Origin of the sequence: Mesorhizobium sp. IMUNJ 23232 (genome assembly GCF_044326205.1) — a bacterium.
In the GTDB taxonomy this organism is placed as follows: Bacteria; Pseudomonadota; Alphaproteobacteria; order Rhizobiales; family Rhizobiaceae; genus Kumtagia.
Map to the genome: position 1 here is coordinate 122,571 of NZ_JBIRCY010000015.1, position 23,703 is coordinate 146,273.

The window sequence follows — 23,703 nt, forward strand, 5'->3', positions numbered from 1 at the left end:
CAAACCTCATTGCTTCGGGCCGGCGACATTTCTCACCCTGCCGGCTATCTCCGCCAGCGCAGACTGATCCGCCGCGTCGCGTTCGCGCCGCGCGGCGACGAGGCAGGCCTCTGACCGCAGGATGACGCCATCCGACAGGATTTTCAGATGATTGGCGCGCAAGGTCGAGCCGGTCGAGGTGATGTCGACGATCACGTCGGCGGAGCCTGCCGCCGGCGCTCCTTCGGTGGCGCCGAGGCTTTCGACGATGCGGTAGACCTGGATGCCGTGCATCTGCGAGAAGAATTGCTGCGTCAGCCGCCAGTATTTTGTGGCGATGCGCAGCCGCCGCCCGTGGCGCTGGCGGAAGTCGGCGGCGACGTCGTCGAGGTCGGCCATGCTGTCGACGTCGAGCCAGACTTCAGGAACCGCGACCACCACGTCGGCCTGGCCGAAACCTAGCCTGGCAGTGATCTCCATGCGCGCCTCCCAGTCGGCGCGGCTCTCACGCAGAAGATCTTCGCCGGTGACGCCGAGGTCGACATTGCCCTGGCCGAGTTCGCCTGCGATCTCGGATGCCGACAGGAAGGCGATCTCGACGTCGTCGCGGCCTTCGATATGCGCCCGGTATTTGCGCTCGTCGCCGGGCAGGCTGACAGGCAGCCCGGCAGCGGCCATCAGCTCGAGCGTCTGCTCGCGCAGCCGGCCTTTCGAGGGGATAGCAAGCGTGAGCGTCATGCCGTGCCCCCGCGCAAGGCCTCGATGCGGTCGAGCCAGACGGAAAACCCGACACCTGGAATAGGATTTTTCGCGCCGAGCAGGGTCAGCAGCCGGTCGTAGCGGCCGCCGCCCGCCAGCGGCTGGGATGCGCCGGGCGCGGCGATCTCGAACACCATGCCGGTGTAATAGTCGAGCGGGCGGCCGAAACCGGCATCGTAGGTGATGTCGGCGCCGAGCGCCTGGCCGGCGACTGCCTCGGCACGCGCCTTGAACAGGTCGAGCGCGGTATCGAGGTAGAGTTCAGACTCGTCGGCGAAGCGGGCGAGCGTGGAGGCTGCGTCGGCAAGCGGCACGCGGATCGCAAGGAACGTCTTCAGCGCGGCGAAAGCCTCTTCCGACAGGCGCACGGCGCCGAGTTCGGCCTTCTCGATCAGGCGGCGTGCGATATCGTCCGGCGTGCGGCCGGCGGCGAGCGCCAGTCCATGCTCTTCCATGGTCTGGCCGATATGGGCGGAAAGCGCCTCGCGGTCGCGCGCTGCCACCAGCCGCGCCGCCGGTTGGCCGAGGCCACGCTTGCGCTGCGGGTTGGCGAGGTCGGCAAGGGCCGCGGCAAGCTGTTCCGGCGCGCCAAAAGCGCGCGCCAGCCGCTTTTGCCAGCCGCGCGGTAGACCGAGCGCGGCGAGTACCGCCTCGAACACCGACTGGTCGCCTAGCGTCACGGCAAGCGGCGTTCTTGGCAGCGCCAACATCAGCAGCGCATGGGCATCGGCTATCAGCCTTGCGTCGGCAGACGCGATATCCGTGTCGCCGAGATCCTCGATGCCGGCCTGGAAGAACTCCGCCCGGCCCCCGCGGCGCTGGCGGAAAACCTCGCCGAGATAGGCGTAGCGGCGCGGCGTGCCGGATTGCGTGCGGATGTGGTCGAGGCAGACGGGGATGGTGAATTCCGGCCTGAGGCAAAGCTGCTCGCCGGTTTCGCTCTCGGTCAAGAAGATGCGGCGGCGCAGGTCTTCGCCGGCCATGTCGAGGAACGGGTCGGCGGGCTGCAGGATCGCAACGTCGACGAGGTCGGCGCCGCGCGCGGTGAACAGGGCGCGGATGTCGGAGGGGAGGGTGGTCATGGGCGCGGCAACTGCATTTCACGCGCACCTGATCCCAAATCAGGGGTGCTAGCGACATGGGTCGAGGTTGGCGCCGCTTCGCACCCCCCTCTGTCCTGCCGGACATCTCCCCCGCAAGGGGGGAGATTGGCCGGCCGCTTGGCTTTCGCCAATCTCCAACGGTGCAGGACGAGCAGCGAGATCGACGCTGCCAATCTCCCCCCTTGCGGGGGAGATGTCCGGCAGGACAGAGGGGGGTGCGAAGAAGCACCGATCTTATCCGGCACGAGACCGCTCCGCCGCCTGCGCATCCAGCACCTTGCGCACGGCCTCGACCAACTCGCCTTCCGCCACCGAGAACTGCGCCGGGCGGCCCTCCCGCCAGGCGGCGTTGTCGGTGATTTCCTTCGACAATTGTTCACCGAGTGCCATGTCCTTGATCTGCACTTCGCCCCTGGCGCGCTCGTCGCCGCCCTGGATGACGACGCATGGGCTGCCGCGCCGGTCGGCATATTTCATCTGCGGCTTCATGCCGGAGCCGCCGAGATACATTTCCGCCCGTATGCCAGCCTGGCGCAGCGAAGAAACCATCTTCTGATAGCGGCCGAGGCTTTCCGTATCCCGGTCCATGACCAGCACGACCACCGGGCCGACGACATTGGATGTGTCGAGCTTTCCAAGATTCTTCAGCGCCGTCATCAGACGCGAGACGCCGATGGAAAAGCCCGTTGCGGGCACTGGCTCGCCGCGGAAGCGGGAGACCAGCCCGTCATACCGCCCGCCCCCGCCGACCGAGCCGAAGCGCACGATCTGGCCCTCGTCGTTGGGGATCTCGGCCAGCAATTCGGCTTCGTAGACTGGGCCGGTGTAATATTCGAGGCCGCGGACGACCGAAGGGTCGATGCGGATGCGGTCCTCGCCGTAGCCGGCCTGAGCGACCATCGCCTGGATCTGCTGGAGTTCGCTCGCGCCCTCGACGAACGAAGCATTTTTGATGCCGAGCGTGCCGAGATACTGCACGGTAGCCTCGTTGCTGGTGCCCGGCGTGCCGGCCGGAGGCGTGTAGCCGGGAACCGGCTCGGATGGCGCCGTGGCGACGAAGAAAGAGACGACGATCGCCGCCTGGGTGTCGTCGAGGCCCGCGCCCTTGGTGAAATCGCCTTCGCCTTCCTTGCCACCGTCCCAGCGGCCGGGACCGAGCAACAGGCGCACCCCGTCAACGCCGAACTTGTCCAGCTTGTCTATGGCGCGCAGCACGATGAGCCGCCGCCCGGCATTCTCCGCGCCGCCGAGGCCGATCGCCTCCAACACGCCGTCCAGCACCTTCCGGTTGTTGACGCGGATGACATATTGCCCGCGCGGGATGCCGAGCGCCTCCAGCACGTCGGCCATCATCATCGCCATCTCGGCGTCTGCGGCCACGCCCGGCGTGCCGACGGTATCGGCATCGAACTGCATGAACTGGCGGAAGCGGCCCGGTCCCGGTTTCTCGTTGCGGAACACCCAGCCGGAGCGATACGACCGGAACGGCTTTGGCAGCTTCTCGAAATTCTCGGCGACGAAACGCGCCATCGGCGCGGTGAGGTCGTAGCGCAGCGACAGCCATTGCTCGTCGTCGTCTTGGAAGGAAAAAACGCCCTCGTTCGGCCGGTCCTGGTCGGGCAGGAATTTGCCCAGCGCGTCGGTGTATTCGATCAGCGGCTGGTCGGCCGGCTCGAAGCCGTAGAGTTCATAGACGGCACGGATTTTTGCCATCATCGTTTCCACGGCGCGGATGTCGTCGGGAAAGCGGTCGGCAAACCCGCGCGGCAGGCGCGCCTTCGTCTTTTCCGAGTTCGTCATGGTCCTTCGCTTTGTGCTGAGGGTCGTTCGCGGCGCCGCCGTCCTAGCGGATGGTGCAAGGTGCGGCAAGGGTTTGGGGCGGCTTCCTTCCCGCGAGGCGCGGCCGCTTATGGAAACTATCCTCTGCAAACCGGCTTCGCCGCTTCGGCTCGGCATCTCGTGGCAGGCGGGGCGGGGAGGAGCATTCGTCAACCAGACTCATATGCGATTGTCTTGCCCTCAAGGGGAGGGAAAGCCGGCACACTTCCTCGTCGCCACGCCCTGCTTTTCGCAGTCTGGCCATTTCAAAGTGCGCTCCCTGCCTCGGAGGGAGAAGTCGGGAAGACGGGCGGCCGTTCGATCGCCAATCTAATTTTTATCTGCGACCTTGCGGCCGCCCGTCCGGTGATCTCCGCCGCTTCATTCCCCACAGCATGGGATCTTGTACATACTCCGGCGCAATGCCGGTGATATCCCGTTCATGCCGGCTCCCGAAGCCATATCAGAGCCTTGTACCCGCTACGAGGCGGGACTCCCGGAACTCCGAAGCGACGCCGGCCCTCGCGGCCACGTTAGCCGCTACCCTCCGGACACCGATCCCTCCCCGCAAATCACCGTCATGATCGGCGTTCCCGCAGGAGAAACTGACGGGCATTATGAGGCAGGTTTTGGCAAGGGGGATGAGAATCGTACGCGGCGGCGTTTTTTCGCGTCGGGCGGAGAAAGCGGTCGAGCAAAAACAAAGACTTGACGGCCCGCGCTCAAAAAATTTTCACGGAAAGGCGAAAATTCCATCCCCGTTTTGGACCGAAATCCCGGGGACAGTTCACTCCATTCTAGCGCCAAGCGCTGCCGCAACGGCAGCCGGGGATGCGGAGTTGAGCGAACCGTTCTCGGATTTCCGTTAACCATTGCGGCGGCTGATGCCGCGATCAATCCGTCGTGACGCCACAAACCCGCCCTTATTTCGCGCCCGGTCCGAAACTATATCGAAACATGGGCGCGGATTGTGCGGCATGAGCCGGATACCGGCGCCTGTCACAAACCGGTGCAATCGAACAGCCTGAAAGCCAAGACCATGACCGCCCTCGTCAGAAACACCCCGGCACAGTCGAGCCCCGTGGCTTCGGCAGGTCGCGCGCGCAGGGTGGCCGAGAAGCGTAGTTTCGGGGGCTTCGGCATCGGCGGCGAAGGTGACGGCAATCTCGGCGGCACGGCGCTGACCGTGCTGCTGGTGCTTTATCCCGCCGTGGCTTCCGTCGCCGTCGTGCTGGCGGCGTTCATGCTGTCGGGTTCCGCGCCGAGCGTCTGACCGGCGGTTCCCCGGCCGTATCCCTGTCCGGATGGCTTTGCTGCACGTTTCCTCTGGCCCGTTGCCTTTTTGCTCCGCCGCCGACAAGAGTTGGTTCGGGCAAAACTCCGATTCACATAATGGCGCTTGAGGGGGCGGCGGCTTGATCGAGACGGTCGCGGGTAAAAAACTACTGTTCGCCATGGCGGCGGAAGCCGAATACGGGCCGCATCTGAAACGGCTGTTCAAGCCGCTGATGACCGGCGTCGGCCCTGTCGAGGCAGCACTCGCCATGGGCGTGGCGCTGGCCAGGCTGGAGGCGCAAAAATCAATGCCGGACCTCGTGGTGTCTTTGGGTTCGGCCGGCAGCCGCTTGCTGGAGCAGGCGGAGGTCTACCAGGCCGTGTCAGTGACCTATCGCGACATGGACGCCTCGCCGCTGGGTTTCGTCAAGGGTATGACGCCCTTCCTCGACCTGCCGGCGACCGTGCCGCTGCCGCACAGAATTCCCGGCATCCGCGAGGCGACGTTGTCGACGGGCGGCATGATCATTTCCGGCGCGGCCTATGACGCGATTGCCGAGGACATGGTGGAGATGGAGACGTTTGCCGTGCTGCGCGCCTGCCAGATGTTTTCCCTGCCGCTGGTGGCGCTGCGCGGCATTTCCGACGGCAAGGCCGAATTGCGCCATGTCGGCGACTGGACCGAATACCTCCACGTCATCGACGAGAAACTGGCCGAGGCGGTCGGCCAGCTTGAGCGGGCGATCGAAACAGGGGCCGTGAGCCTCTAGCGCGGCAGGTTGCGCGAGTTGCCGAACTCGATTGCCGCGATGTCGGCTCTTGGCGTTCCGCCGGCGTCGAGATAGGCGATCGAATTTTGCCGGCGGTCGAGTTTCCAGGTGCCGCTCGGACCGTCGTTCCAATCGACCGCGTAGCCGTAATCGAGCAGCCGCCATTTGCCGCTATAGGCCACGCCGTCCGGCAGCAGCATATGGGCCTCGCTGTCGTTCTGGTAATATATGATCGCCTGCTTGCCGCCCATGTCGAGCACATGGGTGGTGCCGGCCATGATGATTGCGAGCGTATCTTTTTCGATGATGGACATTTTTATCTCCATGTCGGGAATTTGCGAAAGAGTCTCGACCGGGGTAGATTGGTCAAGTATCTTGACTATATAGGATTATCGGAAATGGTCAAGGGACTTGACGAAAAAATCGGAGAACTGCCGGACCATATCGGCTGGCGGCTGTGGAACGCCAGCCGCGCATGGCAGGCAGACTTTGCGGATGCCATGCGGGGGGCAGGGCACCCCTGGTTCACCGAGGCGCGCGCGACGCTGCTCGGCCATCTTGCCAGGAAGGGCACCCGCCAATCCGCGCTGATCGAAAAAATGGCGATCAGCAAGCAGGCCGTGCAGCAACTGCTCGACGGGCTGGAAGCCGAAGGCGTGGTCGAGCGCCTGCCCGACCCGCAAGACGGCCGCGGCAGGCTGGTGTGCTACACGCCGAAGGGGCTTGCCGCGCTCCAGGACGGCGACCGCATCAAGCGCGAGATCGAGCGGCGCTACATCGAGCACCTTGGCCCGGCGCGGTTCGCCGCGCTCATGGACGCTTTGCGGGCGCTGGACGAAGGCCAACCGGATTCAAAACGCGAACAAGCGGACTCTCCGCATGAACAACCGGAATCGAAATGACAGCCTCCCGCGCCAAGCCATTGCACCGACTCGACTTCTTCTCTAAATGCCCGCCATGAAAAATACCGCCACCGTCCTCATCGTCGATTTCGGCAGCCAGGTCACCCAGCTCATCGCGCGCCGGGTGCGCGAGGCGGGCGTCCATTCCGAGATCGTGCCGTTCCAGTCGGCGGAAGCGGCGTTCAGGCGCATCAATCCGCAAGCGGTGATCCTCTCCGGCGGTCCGGCCTCCACCCATGAGGCGGGCTCGCCGCGCGCGCCACAAATCGTCTTCGAGGCGGGGGTGCCTGTACTCGGCATCTGCTACGGCCAGATGGCGATGTGCGTGCAGATGGGCGGCGTGGCGGAAGCCTCGGACCATCGCGAGTTCGGCCGAGCCTTCGTCGAGGTCGAGAAGGACTGCCCGCTGTTCGAGGGGCTGTGGACGACCGGTCAGCGCCACCAAGTCTGGATGAGCCATGGCGACCGGGTGATCTCGCTGCCCGAAGGGTTCCAGATTTACGGCCGCTCCGAGGGCGCGCCCTTCGCCGTCTTCGGCAATGTCGAGAAGAAGATGTACGGGCTGATGTTCCACCCCGAAGTGGTGCATACGCCCGATGGCGCAAAGCTTTTGCGCAATTTCGTGCATGGCGTCGCCGGCATCGAGAGCGACTGGACGATGTCGGCCTATCGCGAGAAGGCGGTCGAGGCGATCCGCCAGCAGGTGGGCAAGGGCAAGGTGATCTGCGCGCTGTCGGGCGGCGTCGATTCTTCTGTCGCCGCGTTGCTGATCCACGAGGCGGTCGGCGACCAGTTGACCTGCATCCTTGTCGATCACGGCCTGATGCGCAAGGACGAGGCGAAGAATGTCGTTGCCATGTTCCGCGAGCACTACAACCTGCCGCTCATCCTGGTCGATGCCGCCGACCGCTTCGTCTCGGCGCTGGAGGGCGAGGCCGACCCGGAGAAGAAGCGCAAGACCATCGGCCGGCTGTTCATAGAAGTGTTCGAGGAAGAGGCGAAGAAGCTGGGCGGCGCCGACTTTCTGGCGCAGGGCACGCTCTATCCCGACGTCATCGAGAGCGTCTCCTTCACCGGCGGGCCGTCGGTGACAATCAAGTCGCATCACAATGTCGGCGGCTTGCCGGACCGCATGAACATGAAGCTGGTCGAGCCGCTGCGTGAACTGTTCAAGGACGAGGTGCGGGCGCTGGGCAAGGAACTCGGCCTGCCCGAACATTTCATCGGCCGCCATCCGTTTCCGGGGCCTGGCCTCGCCATCCGCTGCCCCGGCGGCGTCACCCGCGAAAAGCTCGACATTTTGCGCGAGGCCGATGCGATCTATCTGGACGAGATCCGCAAGGCGGGCCTCTACGACGCGATCTGGCAGGCCTTCGCCGTGCTGCTTCCCGTCCAGACGGTGGGTGTGATGGGTGACGGCCGCACCTACGAATTCGTCTGCGCTCTGCGCGCAGTCACCTCGGTCGACGGCATGACCGCCGACTTCTTCCACTACGACATGGGTTTCCTGGGCGCGACGGCGACCCGCATCATCAACGAGGTGCGCGGCATCAATCGCGTCGTCTACGACGTGACCAGCAAGCCGCCCGGCACGATCGAGTGGGAGTAGGGGAAACGGCGGCAATAGCGTAGATTCGGTGGCGGTTTTCGCTGCTGAACGATAGTCATTCTTCTGCTTCTGACTTCCGCTGAGCGGCAATGATCTCCATTTCGAAACTGACACATCCGATGTGTGCCAATACCCGGGACCATGTAAAGCAGATTCGGAGGATGAGTGAGCTGTAGCGCACAGTAGCGTGCACATAGGATGGTTTCACTAGACTAGGCTCATTGCGATCCGCCGAGCTCGGCGCACACGTCACGAGTGCGCCAGTGGTCGATGCCGCCGGCACAAGCGGCCCTGAATATCCAATCCGAGTGTCCCGGTCTCCGCCATCGACGTTGATGCGCGGTAGCAACATGGCGACGCCCCTTGAGGCTTGAGGCTCTGCGCTGGGAGGTGAAAGCGAACCGCGCCGATCAAGGTGTGCCGAAATGGCCCGGCGCGTCGCTCGAGGAATCAGGATGAGCGAGCCCGTCGTGCGGCGGGCCTCGAGATCGCGGTGAGCATCGGCCGCGCGCGCGAGCGCATAACGAGTCGGGTCCTGCGCAAGAATGCGGCGTCGGCCCGGTCGCCGGGTTTACCCCTGGAACTTCCCGATCAACCAGATCGTGCGGAAACTTTCGGCGGCGCTCCAGACGGGGTGCTCCATCATCATCAAGGCGCCTGAAGAGACGCTGGCCTAGGGAGCTCATTCGCTATTTCGTTGATGCCGGCGTGCCGGCCGGCGTCGTCAATCTCGTCTCTGGCGTGCCGGCGGCGCCTGGAGCGATTCGGGACCATGATAGACACGAACGCGGCGACAGAATCACTTTGTGGCGAGATGGTTCGGCCTGCGATACCCGTTTCGCTATTCACAGTTTGCAAGCCCCGCTTAGTCGCTAACAGGAGACCGGTTATTGAATAAGCGTCGCGAATATGGAGAGTGCTATGCACGAGCGGATCGAAATCACGAACGAGGCAACAGCGCGCGTCGTCGCCAATGAACGATCACGGATGATCCTGATGGCATGGTGATGTCAGGTTAACCGACGATGAAGCCGTTGACTGATATTCGGCGGCCATGTTGCCCATCAGGTACAAGTGTCATCGTTTCCCGCCCGCGGTGATCGCCCATGCGATCTGGCTCTACTTTCGATTTCCGCTGAGCCTGCGTTTGGTGGAAGAGATGCTGCTGCGAAGAAGTTCGGCCCAGACTATGCCGGCCGCTTGCGGCGGAAAGCGCCGAGCTCAAACGATATTTGGCATCTGGACGAGGTGGTCGTGACGATCGGCGGGAGAAGACACTGGCTCTGGCGCGCCGTCGATCAGGACGGTTACGTGCTTGATGAGATCGTCCAGACCCACCGAAACACCAAGGCGGCCAAACGCCTGCTGATCCGGTTGATGAAGAAGCAGGGACGCCCGCCGAAACGCATCGTCACTGATAAGCTTCGTTCCTACTGCGCGGCTCGGCGTCAGATTATGCCCACAGTCGAGCATCGGTCACACGAGGGGCTGAACAATCGCGCCGAAAATTCACATTTGCCTTTGCGAAAACGGGAGCGGTTGATGCAACGGTTTCGCTCGCCAGACGCACTGCAACGCTTCACAAGCGTCTTTTCGGCAGTCCGAAATCTCTTCGTGCCGCCTCGTTCGAAACGCTCAGCTATCGCCGCCCATCTGCATCGCGTCAGGGCGATCGCCCATTGGAGGGCCGTAACCGGGACAGCTGCCTGAACCACGCGTCATGTCGAAAGCGCACTTCAAGAATTTAACCTGACATCACCGTGACTTGTCCTTTGTTGCGGCGGCGATGATCGGGTCGTGGCGCGGCAGCGCGAGGCCCGATCGCCGATGGGTTTTCGGTCAGACTGGCAACGATCGCAGTCCGGACGGTTCCGGGGCTTCAGGCGCAGCCGTCGGGGCAATCTGCTTCGCCATATCGATCAGCGGCAATCTGATGATCGCGCGGAGGCCCCGGTCCCGGTTCTCCAGCACGATGTCGCCGCCGTGATGGCGCGCGATGGCCCGGGCTATGGAGAGGCCGAGTCCGACGCCGCCTGTTTCGCGGTTACGCGACTGTTCCAGCCGGAAGAAGGGAGCGAACACCTGCTCCATCTCCGCTGTCGGAATGCCCGGCCCGGCGTCCTCCACCACGATGTCCAGGCTGTCGGGCCTGCGGACCACGCTGACGTTGGCGCGCTCGCCGTAGCGGACGGCGTTTTCGACGAGGTTGCGGATCGCCCTCCGCAGCGAGTCCGGCCGGCAGCGGTACGACACTTTTGGACCCTCGCTGACGGTGATGTTCTGGCCGAGTTCGGCAAGGTCGTCGCAGAGGCTGCCGACCAGCGCCGACAGGTCGACCGTCCGCGTCTCTTCGGCCGTGGCGTCCTCGCGTGCATAAGCGAGTGCGGCTTCCGTCATCGACTGGATCTCGGCGATGGTCTTCAGCATCTTTTCCTGAAGCTCATGGTCCTGGACGAACTCGGCGCGCAGCCTGAGCGACGTCAGCGGCGTGCGCAAATCGTGGCTGATTGCCGCCAGCATGCGCGTGCGGTCCTCGACGAAACGCTGCAGGCGCTCCTGCATACGGTTGAACGCCTCGGCGGTCAGGCGGATGTCGTCCGGTCCGGATTCCGGCAGCCGCGGCACCGTCTCGCCGCGGCCAAACAGCTCCGCCGCATTGGCGAGGCGACGCAGCGGCCGGGCGATTGCCTGCGCACCGAAGATGGCGATAGCCGACAGGATGAGCGCCGTGAGACCGAGCGACATCGCAGATTGCGACGTCCAGAACGCGTTCGGTATCGCCTTGGCGTAGGCCGCGTTCAGCCAGGTGCCGTCGTCGAGGCGGACGGAAAGACCCATGCCGTTCGGCGCGGCATCCATGTAGAGGAATTTGGCCTGCCGCGTGAAAGGGCCGACGCCGTGGGTCGACACATCCAACATGCGCGGCGGCACGGAAGGATCGGCCTTATCGACGCCGGTCGAGGCCTGGCCGTTCATGGCGGCGGCATATTTGGCGGCGATGCCGGGCAGCGGCTTGGAAAGCTGCGCGAATGCTTCCTTCTGCCAGGCCAGCGGATCGCTCGGCCCGTCGCGCGAGGTCCAGAAGCGTGTATAGGCGGTACCGCTCACGTCGAGGATGTCGGGCCGCAGCGACGACGGCGTCGTCTCCAGCAGCAGGGCGAGCGACGAGGTGCGGCTGACGAACTCGCCTTTCGCCGCCGAATGCAGGGCCTGGCCGCGCTCGTCCCAAGAGATCAGGAAGGTGATCGCCTGCGACAGCGCCAGCGCGAACAGCACCAGCGTGAGGAAGCGGGCCGCGAGGCTGCGTCTCCAGAGCAACATCATGCCTGGCTCACCTCGGCGGCGAAGCAGTAACCGCCGCCCCAATGCGTCTTGATCAGCATCGGGTTTCTGGGGTCCGCCTCGATCTTCTTGCGCAGCCGGCTCACCTGGTTGTCGATGGCGCGGTCGAAGCCGTCGGCGGTGCGGCCGGCGGTGAGGTCGAGCAACTGGTCGCGGCTGAGCACGATGCCGGCATGCTCAATGAAGGCGGTGAGCAGGCGGAATTCGGCGGTGCTCAGCGCCACCGCCACGCCGTCCTGCCCGACCAGCTCACGGCGGCCGACATTCAGCGTCCAGCGGTCGAAGCCGAGCGCGCTCGACTTCAGCCGGCCGCGCTGCGGCGGCAGGCTGTTGACACGGCGCAGGACCGCCTTGATGCGCGCCAGCAGCTCGCGCGGGTTGAAAGGCTTCGTCAGATAATCGTCGGCGCCGATCTCCAGTCCGACGATGCGGTCGACCTCCTCGGCCATGGCGGTCAGGAAGATGATCGGAACGTCCACCGTGCCGCGCACATGCCGGCAGGCGGCGAGACCGTCCTCGCCCGGCATCATGATGTCGAGCACGATGAGATCGGGCAGGCTGCGCTCGAGCAAGCGCTTCAGCGCCGCCGTGCTCTCGGCGACGCTGACGCGATAGCCCTGCTGGGTGAGGTATTTCCCAACGAGATCGCGAATGTCCCTGTGGTCGTCGACGACCGCGATGTGCTGCGCCGCTTCCATTCAATGCTCCAGAGCCGCCGCCAAATAGTCGGCCGGCATCGGCCATATCTAGTCTGCGTCTCCACGGATGTTCACCTTCCGCCCAAGGCGGCAATCCCGTGGCCCTTCAACAAGTGTGAGAAGTGTAACCAAATGTATCAGGCGGTTCGGTCCGCGACAGCTTGCGATGAACTGCCCGCAATCGGGACAAGGTTCTGCGACAGCTGCCGCCTAGCTTGGCCTCGTCGCTAGCCGGGATTTTCCGCCCGGCCGTCCGTGGTGTGCCACGCGGCGGCCGGGCCGTGGTCCCTCGCCAGCCTTACCGAAAGGAACGCAAATGGCCAGACTGACCATCAACGGAACCGCACGGGAGGTCGAAGTCGACCCCGACACGCCGCTGCTCTGGGTGATCCGCGAGCAGGTAGGCCTCACCGGGACGAAGTATGGTTGCGGCGTGGCCGCCTGCGGCGCCTGCACTGTCCATATAGACGGGGTCGCCACGCGCTCCTGCGTGCTGCCGGTGAGCGCCGTCGAGGCGACCCAGCAGATCACCACGATCGAGGGGCTGTCGCCGGACAGTTCGCATCCAGTGCAGCAGGCATGGCTGGCACTCGACGTGCCGCAATGCGGCTACTGCCAGGCCGGCATGATCATGGCGGTGGCGGGTCTGCTCCAGCAGAACCCGAACCCCACCGACGAGGACATCAACGCCGAGATCACCAACATCTGTCGCTGCGGTACCTACAACCGGGTGCGCGCCGCCATCAAGCTGGCCGCCAATGGCGGCGAAGCTACCCAGCGCGGCTGAGGAGAACGGTCATGAACGCGATAATCTCGATCTCCCGCCGCAGCTTCATCATCGGCGTGGCCTCGACGGCCGGCGGCCTGTCGCTCGGCTTCAACGTGCCTTTCCTCGAGCCGGCGCTGGCTGAGGGCGCCGAAACCACGCCCGAGGTCAATGCCTGGGTGGTGATCAAGCCGGACGATACGGTGGTGATCCGCATCGCCCGCTCCGAAATGGGGCAGGGGACGCTGACCGGCCTGGCGCAGCTCGTCGCCGAGGAGCTGACCTGCGACTGGTCGAAGGTGACGACCGAATATCCGTCGCCGGCCCAGAACCTGGCGCGCGACCGCGTCTGGGGCAATTTCTCCACGGGCGGCAGCCGCGGCATCCGCGAATCGCATGAGTATGTGCGTTTGGGCGGCGCGACCGCGCGCGAGATGCTGATCGCGGCGGCCGCCGCCGAATGGGGCGTGCCGGCCAGCGAATGCACTGCCAGAATGAGCATGATCACGCATGCCGCATCCGACCGCGCCGCAAGCTTCGGCCAGTTGGCGGAAGCGGCGTCGCGCATCACGCCGCCCGCAAATGTGACGCTGAAGGACCCGAAGGACTGGACCATCGCAGGCAGGCCGCTGCCGCGCCTCGACACTGCCGACAAGCTCAACGGCAGCCAAGTCTACGGCATCGATCTCAAGCTGCCGAACATGCTCAATGCCGTGATCCGTGCCTGTCCGTATTTCGGCGGCAAGGTTTCCGGATTCGATGCCGCGGCTGTCACCGGCATGCCCGGCGTGCGCAACATTGTGCAGGTCGATGAGACGGCCGTCGCCGTGGTCGCCGAGACGTGGTGGCAGGCCAAGACGGCGCTCGACGCGCTCCCGGTCACCTGGGACGAAGGCCCCAACCGCGAGGTGACCAGCGCCTCGATCGCGGCGATGCTGGCGGAGGGGCTGGATGCCGCCGACGCCTTCATCGGCGCGCAGGCAGGTGATGCCCGGGCGGTGCTGGCGGCGGCGGAGCGGACGGTGACCGCGACTTACGCATTCCCCTACCAGAACCACGCCACCATGGAGCCGATGAACGCCACGGCGCTCTACACGCCGGAGCGCTGCGAGGTGTGGGTACCGACCCAGAACGGCGAGGCGAGTCTCGCCGCGGCGGCCCAGGCTGCCGGCCTGCCGGTGCAGCAATGCGAGGTACACAAGATTCACCTCGGCGGCGGCTTCGGCCGGCGCGGCAATTTCCAGGACTATGTGCGCCAGGCCGTGAGCATCGCGAAGCAGATGCCGGGCACGCCGGTCAAACTCATCTGGTCGCGCGAGGAGGACATGCTGCACGGCGCCTACCATCCGACCACGCAGTGCAAGTTGACCGGCGCGCTCGATGCCGACGGCAATCTCACCGCGCTGCACATGCGCATTTCCGGCCAGTCGATCCTGGCGGCGGTGCGGCCGGAAGGCATGCAGGGTGGCATGGATCCGGTCGTGTTCCAAGGCCTCGTTCTGACCGGCACCGAGGGCACGCTGGGCTACACGGTGGAGAACTTGCTTGTCGACCACGCTATGCGCAACCCCCCGGTCCCGCCGGGTTTCTGGCGCGGCGTCAACCTCAATCAGAACGCCGTCTACACGGAATGCTTCATGGACGAACTCGCCCATGCCGCCGGCATGGACCCGCTCGCCTTCCGCCGCAAGCTGATGGCGAACAATCCGAAGCATCTTGCCGTGCTGGAGGCGGTGGCCGAGCGCATCGGCTGGGACACCCCGCCGGCGGCCGGCATCCACCGCGGCCTGGCGCAGATCATGGGTTTTGGTAGCTATGTCGCGGCGGCAGCGGAGGTTTCGGTCACGGATGGTCAGCTCAAGATCCATCGCATCATTGCCGCCACCGATCCCGGCCATATGGTCAACCCCGCCCAGATCGAGCGGCAGGTCGAAGGGTCCTTTGTCTACGGCCTCTCCGCCTGCCTCTACGGCGAATGCACGGTCGATGGCGGCCGCATGGAGCAGGAGAACTTCGACAGCTATGAGGTCCTGCGCATGGCCGACATGCCGGCGGTCGAGACGATCATCATGCCGTCCGGCGGTTTTTGGGGCGGCGTCGGCGAGCCGACCATCGCGGTCGCAGCACCGGCAGTGCTCAACGCCATCTTCGCAGCCACCGGAAAACGCATCCGCACGCTGCCGCTGAAGAACCATGAGCTGGTGTGACAGGATGAGGGATGGGCGCGGGCTATTGTCCGCGCCTGTCCTGTTTGCGGCGCTGGCGGCGGCCACGCCCGCCGGCGCTGATACACCCGTGCGGGCAGAGGCGCCGCCCGGCGCGGCGGCCTGCAGCGGCTGCCACGGGCCGGCCGCACTTGGCTCAGCCATCCCCTCGCTGCAGGGACAAGCCGCGGCCGACATCGTCACCGCCATGCAGGCGTTCCGCAGCGGCGAGCGCCCGGCGACGGTGATGGGCCGCATCGCCAAGGGGTTTTCCGAGGAAGAGGCGCGCGCCATCGCCGAATGGCTCGCCAAGCCGGAGGCAGACAGCAATGCCCAGCCGTAGAGTTCTGCTCGGCGGTGCGGCGGCGAGCGTCGCCATGCTCGCCGCGCCGCATGTTCGCGCACAGGCGCAGCCCCGTGTCGTCGTGATCGGCGGCGGCTTCGCCGGCGCGAGCTGCGCCCGCGTGCTGGCGCGGCTGGACCGCGATCTCGCCGTCACGCTGGTTAAGCCGGAGACGAACTACATCGCTTGCCCCTTCAGCAACGCCGTGCTGGCCGGATTGCGCGGCATCGAGGCACAGACGTTCGGCTATGATGCCTTCGAGGGTATTTCGCTCATCCGCGAGCGGGCGGTGGCCGTGGATGCCGAGCGCCGGCGCGTGCGGCTGGATGACGGCACCGACATCGATTACGCCCGGCTGGTGCTGGCGCCCGGTATCGATGTCAATTTCGAGGCACTGCCGGGTTACGACGCGGCAGCGGCCGAAATCATGCCGCATGCCTGGAAGGCCGGACCGCAGACGCTGCTCCTGCGCGACCAGCTCGCGGCGATGCCCGACGGCGGGACAGTCGTCATCTCGGCGCCGGCCAATCCGTTCCGCTGCCCGCCCGGTCCTTACGAGCGGGCGAGCCTGATCGCGCATTACCTCAAGACCAGCAAGCCGCGTTCGAAACTGATCATCCTCGACGCCAAGGACGCCTTCTCCAAGCAGCGGCCGTTCGAGACGGCGTGGCAGGAGCTTTATCCGGGCCTGATCGAATGGGTGGCGCTGTCGGCCGGCGGCCGTGTGACGGAGGTCGATCCGGCAACGAAGACGCTGACGACCGAGTTCGGCAGCCACAAGGCCGACGTCGCCAACATTATCCCGCCGCAACGGGCAGGCGCGATCGCGCAGGCAGCCGGCGTCGCCGACCGGACGGGCTGGTGCCCGATCGATCCCGTCACCTTCGAGTCACGCCTGCGGCCCGGCATCCATGTCATTGGCGACGCGGCGATCGGCGGGGCGATGCCGAAGTCCGCCTTCAGCGCCAACGCGCAGGCGAAAACCTGCGCGGCGGCGGTCGTCGCCCTGCTCAGGGAGCAGGAGCCGGCGCAGCCGAAACTCATCAACACCTGCTACAGCCTGGTGGCGCCCGACTACGGTATCTCGATCGCTGGCGTCTACCAGCCGCGCGACGGGTTGCTGGCGGAGGTCGAAGGCGCCGGCGGCGTCAGCCCGCTCGACGCGGCCAGGGGCGTACGCGAGCTCGAGGCGGCCTATGCGGAGGATTGGTTTCGCACGATCACCAGCGAAGTGTTCGGATGAGGAGGATGGCGGGTTTTGTCCTGGCAGCAACGGCGCTTGCGGCCTCGCCCTGTGCTGGCGAGGAGGCGATATCCTACGTCGTGACTGGCGATGCGATTCTTAACCCGCTCACCGGCGGAAGGGGCGATGCGACGCGCGGCGCGGTGCTGATGTCGGATCGGCACCGCAGCCTGTGCACGCTCTGCCACGCCGGCCCGTTCCCCGACCCGCATCTGCACGGCACGCTGGCGCCCGACCTCACCGGCGTCGGCGCGCGGCTTTCGGAAGGCCAGATTCGCCTGCGCGTCACCGACATGAGGCGGCTCATGCCGAACACGATCATGCCGTCCTACTACCGGATCGTGGATGAGGAAGATCGGCGCATCGCCGCAGGCTGGCGCGGCAAGCCGATCCTGGCGGGCGCCGACATCGAGGATATCGTCGCCTATCTGGCGACGCTGAAGGGCTAGGCATGGACGAACCGCGTCGAAATCAACATCTCGCGTTCCCGGTTCGACGGCGGCAGGTGATCGCGGGCGGCCTTGCCGGCCTCGTCGTGGTCGGCCTGCCGTGGCGGGCGCTGGCCCGGCCGAGCCTCGGGGAAGCGAGCAAAACCTTCACCGGCGGAGCCGAGGTGCTGGACGGCCGCGTCCGGCTGGACCTGCCACCGCTGGTCGAGAACGGCAACGCCGTCGGCATCACCATCGCCGTAGAAAGCCCGATGACGGCGGGCGACCACGTGCGCCGCGTCGGCGTCTTCAACGAGAAGAATCCCGAGGCGAATGTCGTCGTCTTCCATCTCGGGCCGCGCTGCGGCCGCGCCGAGGTCTCGACGCGCATCCGGCTCGCCACCTCGCAGGTGGTCGTCGCCGTCGCCGAGATGAGCGACGGCAGCTTCTGGTCGAGCCGGGCGAGCGCCATCGTCACGCTGGCCGCCTGCATCGAGGACCTTTCGTAGTGGCGCGTGCGCTGGTCAACGTGCCGAAGACGGCCAGGCGCGACGAGATCGTCGAGATCAAGGCGATGATCGCGCATCCGATGGAGACCGGCTACCGCATGGGGCCGAACGGCGCCAACATCCCGCGCGACATCATCCGCCGTTTCGTCTGCACCTATGACGGCGAGGAGGTGTTTTCGGCCGATCTCTTCCCGGCGGTGTCGGCCAATCCCTTCATCGCCTTCACGCTCGTTGCCACGACGAGCGGTACGATCACCTTCGCCTGGACGGACGATGCCGGCGAGACGCAGACCGCCTCGGCGGACATCACCGTGAGCTGATGCGCGCCCTTTGGGGCCTTGCCGGCATGGCCGCCCTTTTCGCTTGCGTCATGGTCGCCGCCGGCATCGAGGATGGCGAAAAGCGCTCCGGCTTCGACTTCATGACAGAGGAGACGCAGGCGCTGCAGGCTGACGATATGGCAAATCCCGGCATGCTTTGGGTGCTGCAGGGCGAGCAGCTTTGGCAACAGCCGGAGGGCAAGGCGAATACCGCCTGCGCGGGCTGCCATGGCGATGCGGCCCAGTCGATGCGCGGCGTCGCCGCCCGCTACCCGGCCTATGACGAGGCGACGGGGCGGCCGATCGACCTTGCCGGGCGCATCTATTCCTGCCGCGCCTCGAGGCAGCAGGCCGAACCGTTGGCGCCGGAATCGGATGAGCTGCTGGCGCTCACCACCTATGTCGCGCACCAGTCGCGCGGCATGCCGGTGACGCCTGCGGCCGACCTGCGGCTCGCGCCGTTCCGCGACAGTGGCCGGCGCCTGTTCGAGAGCCGCATCGGCCAGCTCGACCTCGCCTGCGCCGCCTGCCACGACGCCAACTGGGGCAAGCGGCTGGGTGGCGCCGTCATCCCGCAGGCGCATCCGAACGGCTATCCGCTCTACCGGCTGGAGTGGCAGGCGGTCGGCTCGCTGCAGCGGCGGCTGCGCAACTGCATGATCGGGGTGAGGGCCGAGCCCTTCGCCTTCGGTGCGCCCGAGCTCATCGACCTGGAGCTCTACCTCATGGACCGAGCGCGCGGCCTGCTCGTCGAGACGCCAGCTGTGCGGCCATAAGCGGAACCGGTTGCAATGTCGCGTCCATCCGGTTCGCGACGGCTGCTCCTGCGACAGACCGATACAACTTCGGCAGGGGCTGGCAAACCTCTGCGACAAGCTCGGACTATGGTTCAGCATCAGCCGGCGCCGTTTCCTGCTCGGGGTGCCCTCAATAGATGGAGCTCAGAAATGCGTCGTTTGTCCGGTTCGGAGAGTCCGCGTTACGTGTCGGATCGCTTGTCGGCGGTCAGCGATGTTCCGATGCAGTTTCTGGTGAGCGCAGCCACGGTGGGGACGAACCTCGTCGCTGCCTCGGTTGCCGATTTCATGTTGAGGGGAGGCGGAGGACCTGGGCTCGTGGATCCCCAGAAGACGGCTTCCGTGCTTAGCGTAGCCGAGCGAAAACTCACGGCCGGCGATCGTAGTAGATGCCACGCATCAGCACGTTCCGATACGGCTGGCGCTTCTTGAAGAGGCGCCTTGAACAAGTCAATCATCCGAGCGTGGCGAACTTGACCGCGTCGAATCCGTACTGTGGTTCACGCACATGAACTCCATTGACCTTGTAGCCGCTGTGTTTTGTAGCCGCCGCGTTTGCCTCGGCGCTATCTCGATCGCCAAGCGGCGGCTGCCGACCAACAAGAACGGCTCGGCCGTTCGCAACACAAGGCGCCACCGGTGATCCAGTCGCAGCATTCCCGATCGGTGGTTATCCCGCGCGCTCCATCATGCTGACCACCAAGTTAATTCAGACCACAAAATCAAACCTTCCAAACTTGCCATCGGCTGAATCGCTGACTTCAAGCAGAAGGTCGTCGGAATAGAGATAGTCCCCTTCATTCCGAGGTTCGTTTGGAAAGAAAAGTTGGGTCGTGAGGACTGTGCCGCCTGGGCGCTGCACACGAAGATGATAGTGACGCGTCCGGCCGGGATAAAGCGCGGGAACGATCGTGCTGAACCACCAGCGACCGTTTTCGTCGGTGAACTGATGGCCGCGCAGATTGAATCCGCTTGTATCATATTTACCGGTTTCGTCGGCGTGCCAGATCTCGACCAGACTGTTTGCGATCGGCTGGCAATCTGGATCGAGAACGAGGCCTGCAAGCGTGATGCTCTCGCCAGCCGGAGCATCATTGAAAAGTTCGTGGCGGAGCGGCGCGTTGGGCTTGTAGAAGGCCCCCGCTTCTCGCGCGAGCGTGAGGTCGTCGTCATCGCCGCAGGCTGGCGTCAGCTCCAGCGACGCCGATTGCGCCAGAGCCTTACGGATTGTCAATTGGTGCAGGATCGGCACCGTGAGAAATGCGGACAATAGGGAACGGCGGGTCGGCACCATGGTGAATCCTTATCCTGATCGATGAGACGGCCTGAGCGGTCCGCCTTTAGGAGCTAAGGATAAACCTCCCTGGTTCGCTGGGTAGGATCTTGTTGGTCAATAGCTTGTTCACCGGAGCTTAATTGTGTGCCGTCTTGGATGTCGGCGAAGCTGAGCAATTGATCACTTGACCTTCACAGGTTGTTCTGAACAGCAGCGATTGTTGTCTAGCCAGCGCAAGCTACCATCGAGGCTACGAATGATGATTACCAATCGACGGTGACTCCATGCTTCGCTCCGACTGTTGAGCTCTCTCGGCTTTTTGATCGTGGGCTGGTGTACCGCTACTTCTGCGCAGAGTGTCGACCCGGCCGTAGGCGAGCGTTTGTTCCGCGCTCGGTGCTCTGCATGTCACTCCATCGACGAAAACCAGAAGCGTACAGGGCCACATCTGCACGGCATTTTCGGCCGACAGGCGGCTTCCGTAGAAGGTGCGGACTATTCGGCGGCTTTGCGCGAGCTCGACCTCGTGTGGACTGCGGAAAGTCTCGACACATTCATCGCCAACCCAGGGTCCCTCGCAAAGGGCACGCGTATGACTGTCCGCGTCCCCAATCCACCGACCGGGCAAATATCGTAGCTTATCTTCAGACCCTGTCCCCGGCCACAAGATAGGCAAAAACTTTGCCCAGCGACCAATATTATGCTTCGCCTGTCGTAGGCCTCGTCCATTTGTAACGTGCGAGGAAGCGCAGGAATGCCTGCATCGACGCTGGAGTGTGACGTCGGGTAGGATAGTAGAGATACCGGCTCGGAAGCACTGGGCTCCAATCCCTTAGGACCTCTATAAGCGTGCCTTGTTCAATGTGATCTCGCGTGTAGTCGTCGAAGACGTGCGCGAGACCCATGCCGGCGATGGCCGCCTTGGTCTCCTGACTGGATGCGCTTAAGGTCAATCTTCCCTTCGGGACAATCTCGAGCGTCTCGCCCTCCTTGCTGAAAAGCCACGTGGAAATTGATCCGCCAGGGAACCGATGGCGAATGCAGGAATGTCTGACAATATCGTGCGGCGTCTCGGGTGCTCCCACCCGGCCAACATAATCCGGCGAACAGACGATGGTGTAACGCAGCTTGGGACCGAGTGGGACGGCGATCATATCCTGTGCCAACTGCTCCCCAAACCGCACGCCCGCGTCGAAGCCTTGCTCTACGATATCTATCGTAGCGGCGTCGCTGATGACTTCGACATCGACGTCTGAATAGGTTTCCATGAAGTCGAAAACGAGCGGCGCCAGAATATGGTCGGCTGCCGGACCCGGCGCGTTTATCCTGATCGTACCGAACGGGCTGTCGCGAAAGCCGTTCAGGCGATCCATGGCAAGCGCAATGTCACTCAGCGCAGGCAAGAGATCGCGCAGCAACTGCTCACCAGCCTCCGTAGGTGCAACGCTTCGAGTCGTACGATTGAGGAGCCGCATGCCGATGCGTTCCTCGAGATTGCGCATGGCTTGGCTAAGGGCTTGCCATGTCGAACTATGGCAAACCGGAAGAGGGCCGGGCACATGGTCTTTCCTTTGCGGGTTACAAGACGACGCTCGGAGCGGGTGTCGCCGAAGTCTCTGTGGATCAGGACACGGACGAAGTTCGGGTACACAGATTCTGGGCGGCCGTGGATCCTGGCTTCGCCATCCAGCCGAAGAACCTCGAGGCGCAAGTCGAGGGCGGCATCATCTTCGGCCTATCGGGTGCGCTGAAAGAGCGCGTGGAGATCGTCTCCGGCGAAGTTCAACAGAACAACTTCTATGACTACAACATCATGCGTATCAACGACGTTCCGGAAATCCGCGTCCAGATCATCGAATCTGGTGCCGCCCCTTCAGGCACTGGCGAAATCGGCGTCCCTATGACAGGGGCGGCGGTGGCGAACGCGGTGTGGTCACTGACGGGCAAACGTCTCCGTCATATGCCGTTCACGCCGGACCGCGTGAAGCAGGCTCTCTCGCAATAGCTAAGTCGGACACATCAAGTGAAGCGGCTGGCTTTATGCCGTTCGTCCGCAGAATTGACGGTTCCCGGATTGCCGCTGCCGCGTGATCGCACGCTGCAGGTACCTGCCCCTAAGGAGTTTTACATGTCTGAACCAGAAGCGAATATCAATGTTGACGTAAGCCGACGCGATCTGATGAAAGCGATGGGCCAGGGGCTTGCGGCCGGCGCCCTTGCCGGAGGCTCCCTGGTGACGGGCCAGGCTGCAAATGCACAGGAAGCGGCAGCAGGCAGTGCCGGTGCCGCGAGCGCAGCGCCAGATCCTATGATAGTGCGCACGTTACCTGCCTCAGGCGACACCGTTCCAGCCATCGGGCTGGGAACGTTCCTCACATTCGACCGGATACCGGGCGCGCCTCGCGATGAACTCAAGGAGGTCGTCCGTACCTATTGGGACGGCGGCGCCCGCATGATCGACACTTCACCGCTTTACGGAACGGCCGAGTACAGCGTCGGGGCATTCACCAGCGAACTCGGCATCAGCCAGCAGGTGCTCTTGTCGAACAAAATCTGGTCGACTGGCGAATTTGCTGGCGATGAAAGCCATGCGCTTCGCAGTCTCGAACAATCCAAAGGTCGCCTGTGGCGCGAGCAAATCGACATCATGCATTGCCACAGCCTCACCAATGTAGATGCGATCGTACCGATCCTGCGCGCGTGGAAGAAGGAGGGGCACATCCGCTACGTCGGCGTAACCTATCACGACAATCTATATCATGACGCATTGGCGTCCTGGATCGAGCGCGGCGTCGTCGATTTTGTCCAGGTCAACTACTCGATTTTCAACCGGGGAGCCGAGAACCGTGTTCTGCCTGCAGCTGCAGACAAAAGCGTTGGCGTGCTCGTCAATATGCCCCTCGAAAAGGCGCGGCTGCACAAGATAGTCGACGGACACACGCTGCCGGACTTTGCCGGCGAATTCGGTGCGGAGAATTGGTCGCAGTTCTTCCTCAAATGGGTCATCTCCAATCCGATCATCACCTGCGCCTTGCCTTCGACGTCGAACCCGGAACATGCAAGGGAGAACATCGGCGCGCTTCGCGGACCGCTGCCGGACCAAGCCATGCGGCAGCGGATGATCAGACATATGGAAACTATTCCGGGCTTCGCCGATATCGGGAAGATGCCGTGGTATCCTGACAAGGCCTATGACGGAACAATTCGCCGTGCGCAGTCGCAGATACGGGCTCGCGCCGCCTGACATTCTGCATCGACCAACGATCCTCCGGCGGGTTCTACCTGTCGGAGGATAACAATCACCGCAGTTCGGCGAGCCCATGGCACCGACCCTAATTATCCCTACGGATGTGAAAGCAGCTGAGATAGACGGCGAAACGCGAGCTTGGGCGTGTCTAGAGCGACGGGCGAGAAGAGAGAATCGCGGGTTTCGCAGGTATTAAAAGTCTGATTCCATGGATCGCGGGTTTCGCAGGTATTAAAAGTCTGATTCCATGGCGGCAGGAGGTAGTTGCCATGGGAAAGCCGATTTCGTCGGATTTGCGGGAGCGTATCGTGCGCG

23 protein-coding genes and 3 pseudogenes are annotated in these 23,703 nt (G+C 64.3%); 17 read left to right on the forward strand and 9 right to left on the reverse strand.

Annotation, left to right across the window (positions count from 1 at the left end; all coding sequences use genetic code 11):
• Positions 1-6: 6 nt before the first annotated feature.
• From hisG to hisS, 3 genes are all read right to left on the reverse strand, one after another.
• On the reverse strand, positions 7-717 hold the full coding sequence (gene hisG / locus ACH196_RS13720; protein ID WP_396647460.1) for an ATP phosphoribosyltransferase: 711 nt from the start codon (positions 715-717) through the stop codon (positions 7-9).
• Positions 714-1,820: an ATP phosphoribosyltransferase regulatory subunit gene (locus ACH196_RS13725; protein WP_396647461.1), complete on the reverse strand. Its 1,107-nt coding sequence runs from the start codon at positions 1,818-1,820 to the stop codon at positions 714-716. The genes hisG and ACH196_RS13725 overlap by 4 nt, the downstream gene beginning before the upstream one ends.
• 255 nt (positions 1,821-2,075) lie before the next feature.
• Complete coding sequence (gene hisS / locus ACH196_RS13730) at positions 2,076-3,641, reverse strand: histidine--tRNA ligase (protein WP_396647462.1); 1,566 nt, start codon at positions 3,639-3,641, stop codon at positions 2,076-2,078.
• A gap of 1,057 nt (positions 3,642-4,698) precedes the next feature.
• On the opposite strand from hisS, the gene ACH196_RS13735 reads away from it, so the two are divergent.
• Both ACH196_RS13735 and ACH196_RS13740 read left to right on the forward strand, forming a co-directional pair.
• On the forward strand, positions 4,699-4,932 hold the full coding sequence (locus ACH196_RS13735) for a hypothetical protein (RefSeq protein WP_396647463.1): 234 nt from the start codon (positions 4,699-4,701) through the stop codon (positions 4,930-4,932).
• Between the two features lie 142 nt (positions 4,933-5,074).
• On the forward strand, positions 5,075-5,704 hold the full coding sequence (locus ACH196_RS13740) for a 5'-methylthioadenosine/S-adenosylhomocysteine nucleosidase (RefSeq protein ID WP_396647464.1): 630 nt from the start codon (positions 5,075-5,077) through the stop codon (positions 5,702-5,704).
• On the opposite strand, the gene ACH196_RS13745 is transcribed toward ACH196_RS13740, so the two are convergent.
• Positions 5,701-6,018 carry a hypothetical protein gene (locus ACH196_RS13745; protein WP_396647465.1) on the reverse strand — a complete coding sequence of 106 codons (318 nt, stop codon included), beginning with the start codon at positions 6,016-6,018 and terminating at the stop codon, positions 5,701-5,703. The two genes, ACH196_RS13740 and ACH196_RS13745, sit on opposite strands and share 4 nt — an antisense overlap.
• 84 nt (positions 6,019-6,102) lie before the next feature.
• Here ACH196_RS13745 and ACH196_RS13750 point away from each other — a divergent pair, with 84 nt between their 5' ends.
• From ACH196_RS13750 to ACH196_RS13765, 4 genes and pseudogenes are all read left to right on the forward strand, one after another.
• Entirely contained in the window at positions 6,103-6,606 is a 504-nt protein-coding gene (locus ACH196_RS13750; RefSeq protein WP_396647466.1) for a MarR family winged helix-turn-helix transcriptional regulator, read from the forward strand.
• 55 nt (positions 6,607-6,661) lie between these two features.
• The gene (gene guaA, locus ACH196_RS13755) at positions 6,662-8,215 is read left to right on the forward strand and encodes a glutamine-hydrolyzing GMP synthase (protein ID WP_396647467.1); all 1,554 of its coding nucleotides are present in this window, start codon (positions 6,662-6,664) and stop codon (positions 8,213-8,215) included.
• Positions 8,216-8,761: 546 nt separating this feature from the next.
• Positions 8,762-8,965, forward strand: a pseudogene (locus ACH196_RS13760) (aldehyde dehydrogenase family protein); the annotation flags it as partial.
• 304 nt (positions 8,966-9,269) lie between these two features.
• Positions 9,270-9,925: pseudogene (locus ACH196_RS13765) on the forward strand (IS6 family transposase).
• Positions 9,926-10,054: 129 nt separating this feature from the next.
• Here ACH196_RS13765 and ACH196_RS13770 read toward each other — a convergent pair.
• Both ACH196_RS13770 and ACH196_RS13775 read right to left on the reverse strand, forming a co-directional pair.
• Entirely contained in the window at positions 10,055-11,539 is a 1,485-nt protein-coding gene (locus ACH196_RS13770) for an ATP-binding protein (protein WP_396647468.1), read from the reverse strand.
• Positions 11,536-12,255, reverse strand: a complete 720-nt coding sequence (locus ACH196_RS13775; RefSeq protein WP_396647469.1) for a response regulator — start codon at positions 12,253-12,255, stop codon at positions 11,536-11,538. The genes ACH196_RS13770 and ACH196_RS13775 overlap by 4 nt, the downstream gene beginning before the upstream one ends.
• A 316-nt stretch (positions 12,256-12,571) precedes the next feature.
• Here ACH196_RS13775 and ACH196_RS13780 point away from each other — a divergent pair, with 316 nt between their 5' ends.
• The 8 genes from ACH196_RS13780 to soxA are packed head-to-tail and all read left to right on the forward strand — an operon-like array spanning position 12,572 to position 18,844.
• On the forward strand, positions 12,572-13,042 hold the full coding sequence (locus ACH196_RS13780; protein ID WP_396647470.1) for a (2Fe-2S)-binding protein: 471 nt from the start codon (positions 12,572-12,574) through the stop codon (positions 13,040-13,042).
• Between the two features lie 11 nt (positions 13,043-13,053).
• On the forward strand, positions 13,054-15,228 hold the full coding sequence (locus ACH196_RS13785) for a molybdopterin cofactor-binding domain-containing protein (RefSeq protein ID WP_396647471.1): 2,175 nt from the start codon (positions 13,054-13,056) through the stop codon (positions 15,226-15,228).
• A gap of 25 nt (positions 15,229-15,253) precedes the next feature.
• Entirely contained in the window at positions 15,254-15,568 is a 315-nt protein-coding gene (locus tag ACH196_RS13790; protein ID WP_396647472.1) for a c-type cytochrome, read from the forward strand.
• Positions 15,555-16,811, forward strand: coding sequence for an FCSD flavin-binding domain-containing protein (locus ACH196_RS13795; RefSeq protein ID WP_396647473.1), 1,257 nt, complete (start codon positions 15,555-15,557; stop codon positions 16,809-16,811). The genes ACH196_RS13790 and ACH196_RS13795 overlap by 14 nt, the downstream gene beginning before the upstream one ends.
• A 5-nt stretch (positions 16,812-16,816) precedes the next feature.
• Positions 16,817-17,260 carry a sulfur oxidation c-type cytochrome SoxX gene (gene soxX, locus ACH196_RS13800; RefSeq protein WP_396647474.1) on the forward strand — a complete coding sequence of 148 codons (444 nt, stop codon included), beginning with the start codon at positions 16,817-16,819 and terminating at the stop codon, positions 17,258-17,260.
• 2 nt (positions 17,261-17,262) lie between these two features.
• On the forward strand, positions 17,263-17,748 hold the full coding sequence (locus ACH196_RS13805) for a SoxY-related AACIE arm protein (protein WP_396647475.1): 486 nt from the start codon (positions 17,263-17,265) through the stop codon (positions 17,746-17,748).
• A complete protein-coding gene (soxZ, locus tag ACH196_RS13810; RefSeq protein ID WP_396647476.1) occupies positions 17,748-18,068 on the forward strand; it encodes a thiosulfate oxidation carrier complex protein SoxZ in 321 nt (106 codons plus the stop codon). The genes ACH196_RS13805 and soxZ overlap by 1 nt, the downstream gene beginning before the upstream one ends.
• 26 nt (positions 18,069-18,094) lie before the next feature.
• Positions 18,095-18,844 carry a sulfur oxidation c-type cytochrome SoxA gene (gene soxA / locus ACH196_RS13815; RefSeq protein WP_396647477.1) on the forward strand — a complete coding sequence of 250 codons (750 nt, stop codon included), beginning with the start codon at positions 18,095-18,097 and terminating at the stop codon, positions 18,842-18,844.
• Between the two features lie 730 nt (positions 18,845-19,574).
• Here the strand turns inward: soxA and ACH196_RS13820 are convergent.
• Positions 19,575-20,159, reverse strand: a complete 585-nt coding sequence (locus ACH196_RS13820) for an intradiol ring-cleavage dioxygenase (protein WP_396647478.1) — start codon at positions 20,157-20,159, stop codon at positions 19,575-19,577.
• A 307-nt stretch (positions 20,160-20,466) separates the two neighbouring features.
• On the opposite strand from ACH196_RS13820, the gene ACH196_RS13825 reads away from it, so the two are divergent.
• The gene (locus ACH196_RS13825; protein WP_396647487.1) at positions 20,467-20,778 is read left to right on the forward strand and encodes a c-type cytochrome; all 312 of its coding nucleotides are present in this window, start codon (positions 20,467-20,469) and stop codon (positions 20,776-20,778) included.
• Positions 20,779-20,839: 61 nt separating this feature from the next.
• Here ACH196_RS13825 and ACH196_RS13830 read toward each other — a convergent pair.
• Positions 20,840-21,658: pseudogene (locus ACH196_RS13830) on the reverse strand (LysR family transcriptional regulator); the annotation flags it as partial.
• A 5-nt stretch (positions 21,659-21,663) separates the two neighbouring features.
• On the opposite strand from ACH196_RS13830, the gene ACH196_RS13835 reads away from it, so the two are divergent.
• Both ACH196_RS13835 and ACH196_RS13840 read left to right on the forward strand, forming a co-directional pair.
• The gene (locus ACH196_RS13835) at positions 21,664-22,146 is read left to right on the forward strand and encodes a molybdopterin cofactor-binding domain-containing protein (RefSeq protein ID WP_396647479.1); all 483 of its coding nucleotides are present in this window, start codon (positions 21,664-21,666) and stop codon (positions 22,144-22,146) included.
• Positions 22,147-22,269: 123 nt separating this feature from the next.
• Entirely contained in the window at positions 22,270-23,385 is a 1,116-nt protein-coding gene (locus ACH196_RS13840) for an aldo/keto reductase (RefSeq protein WP_396647480.1), read from the forward strand.
• 98 nt (positions 23,386-23,483) lie between these two features.
• On the opposite strand, the gene ACH196_RS13845 is transcribed toward ACH196_RS13840, so the two are convergent.
• Positions 23,484-23,703: hypothetical protein (locus ACH196_RS13845; protein WP_396647481.1), on the reverse strand; the 220-nt coding region annotated here is incomplete at its 5' end.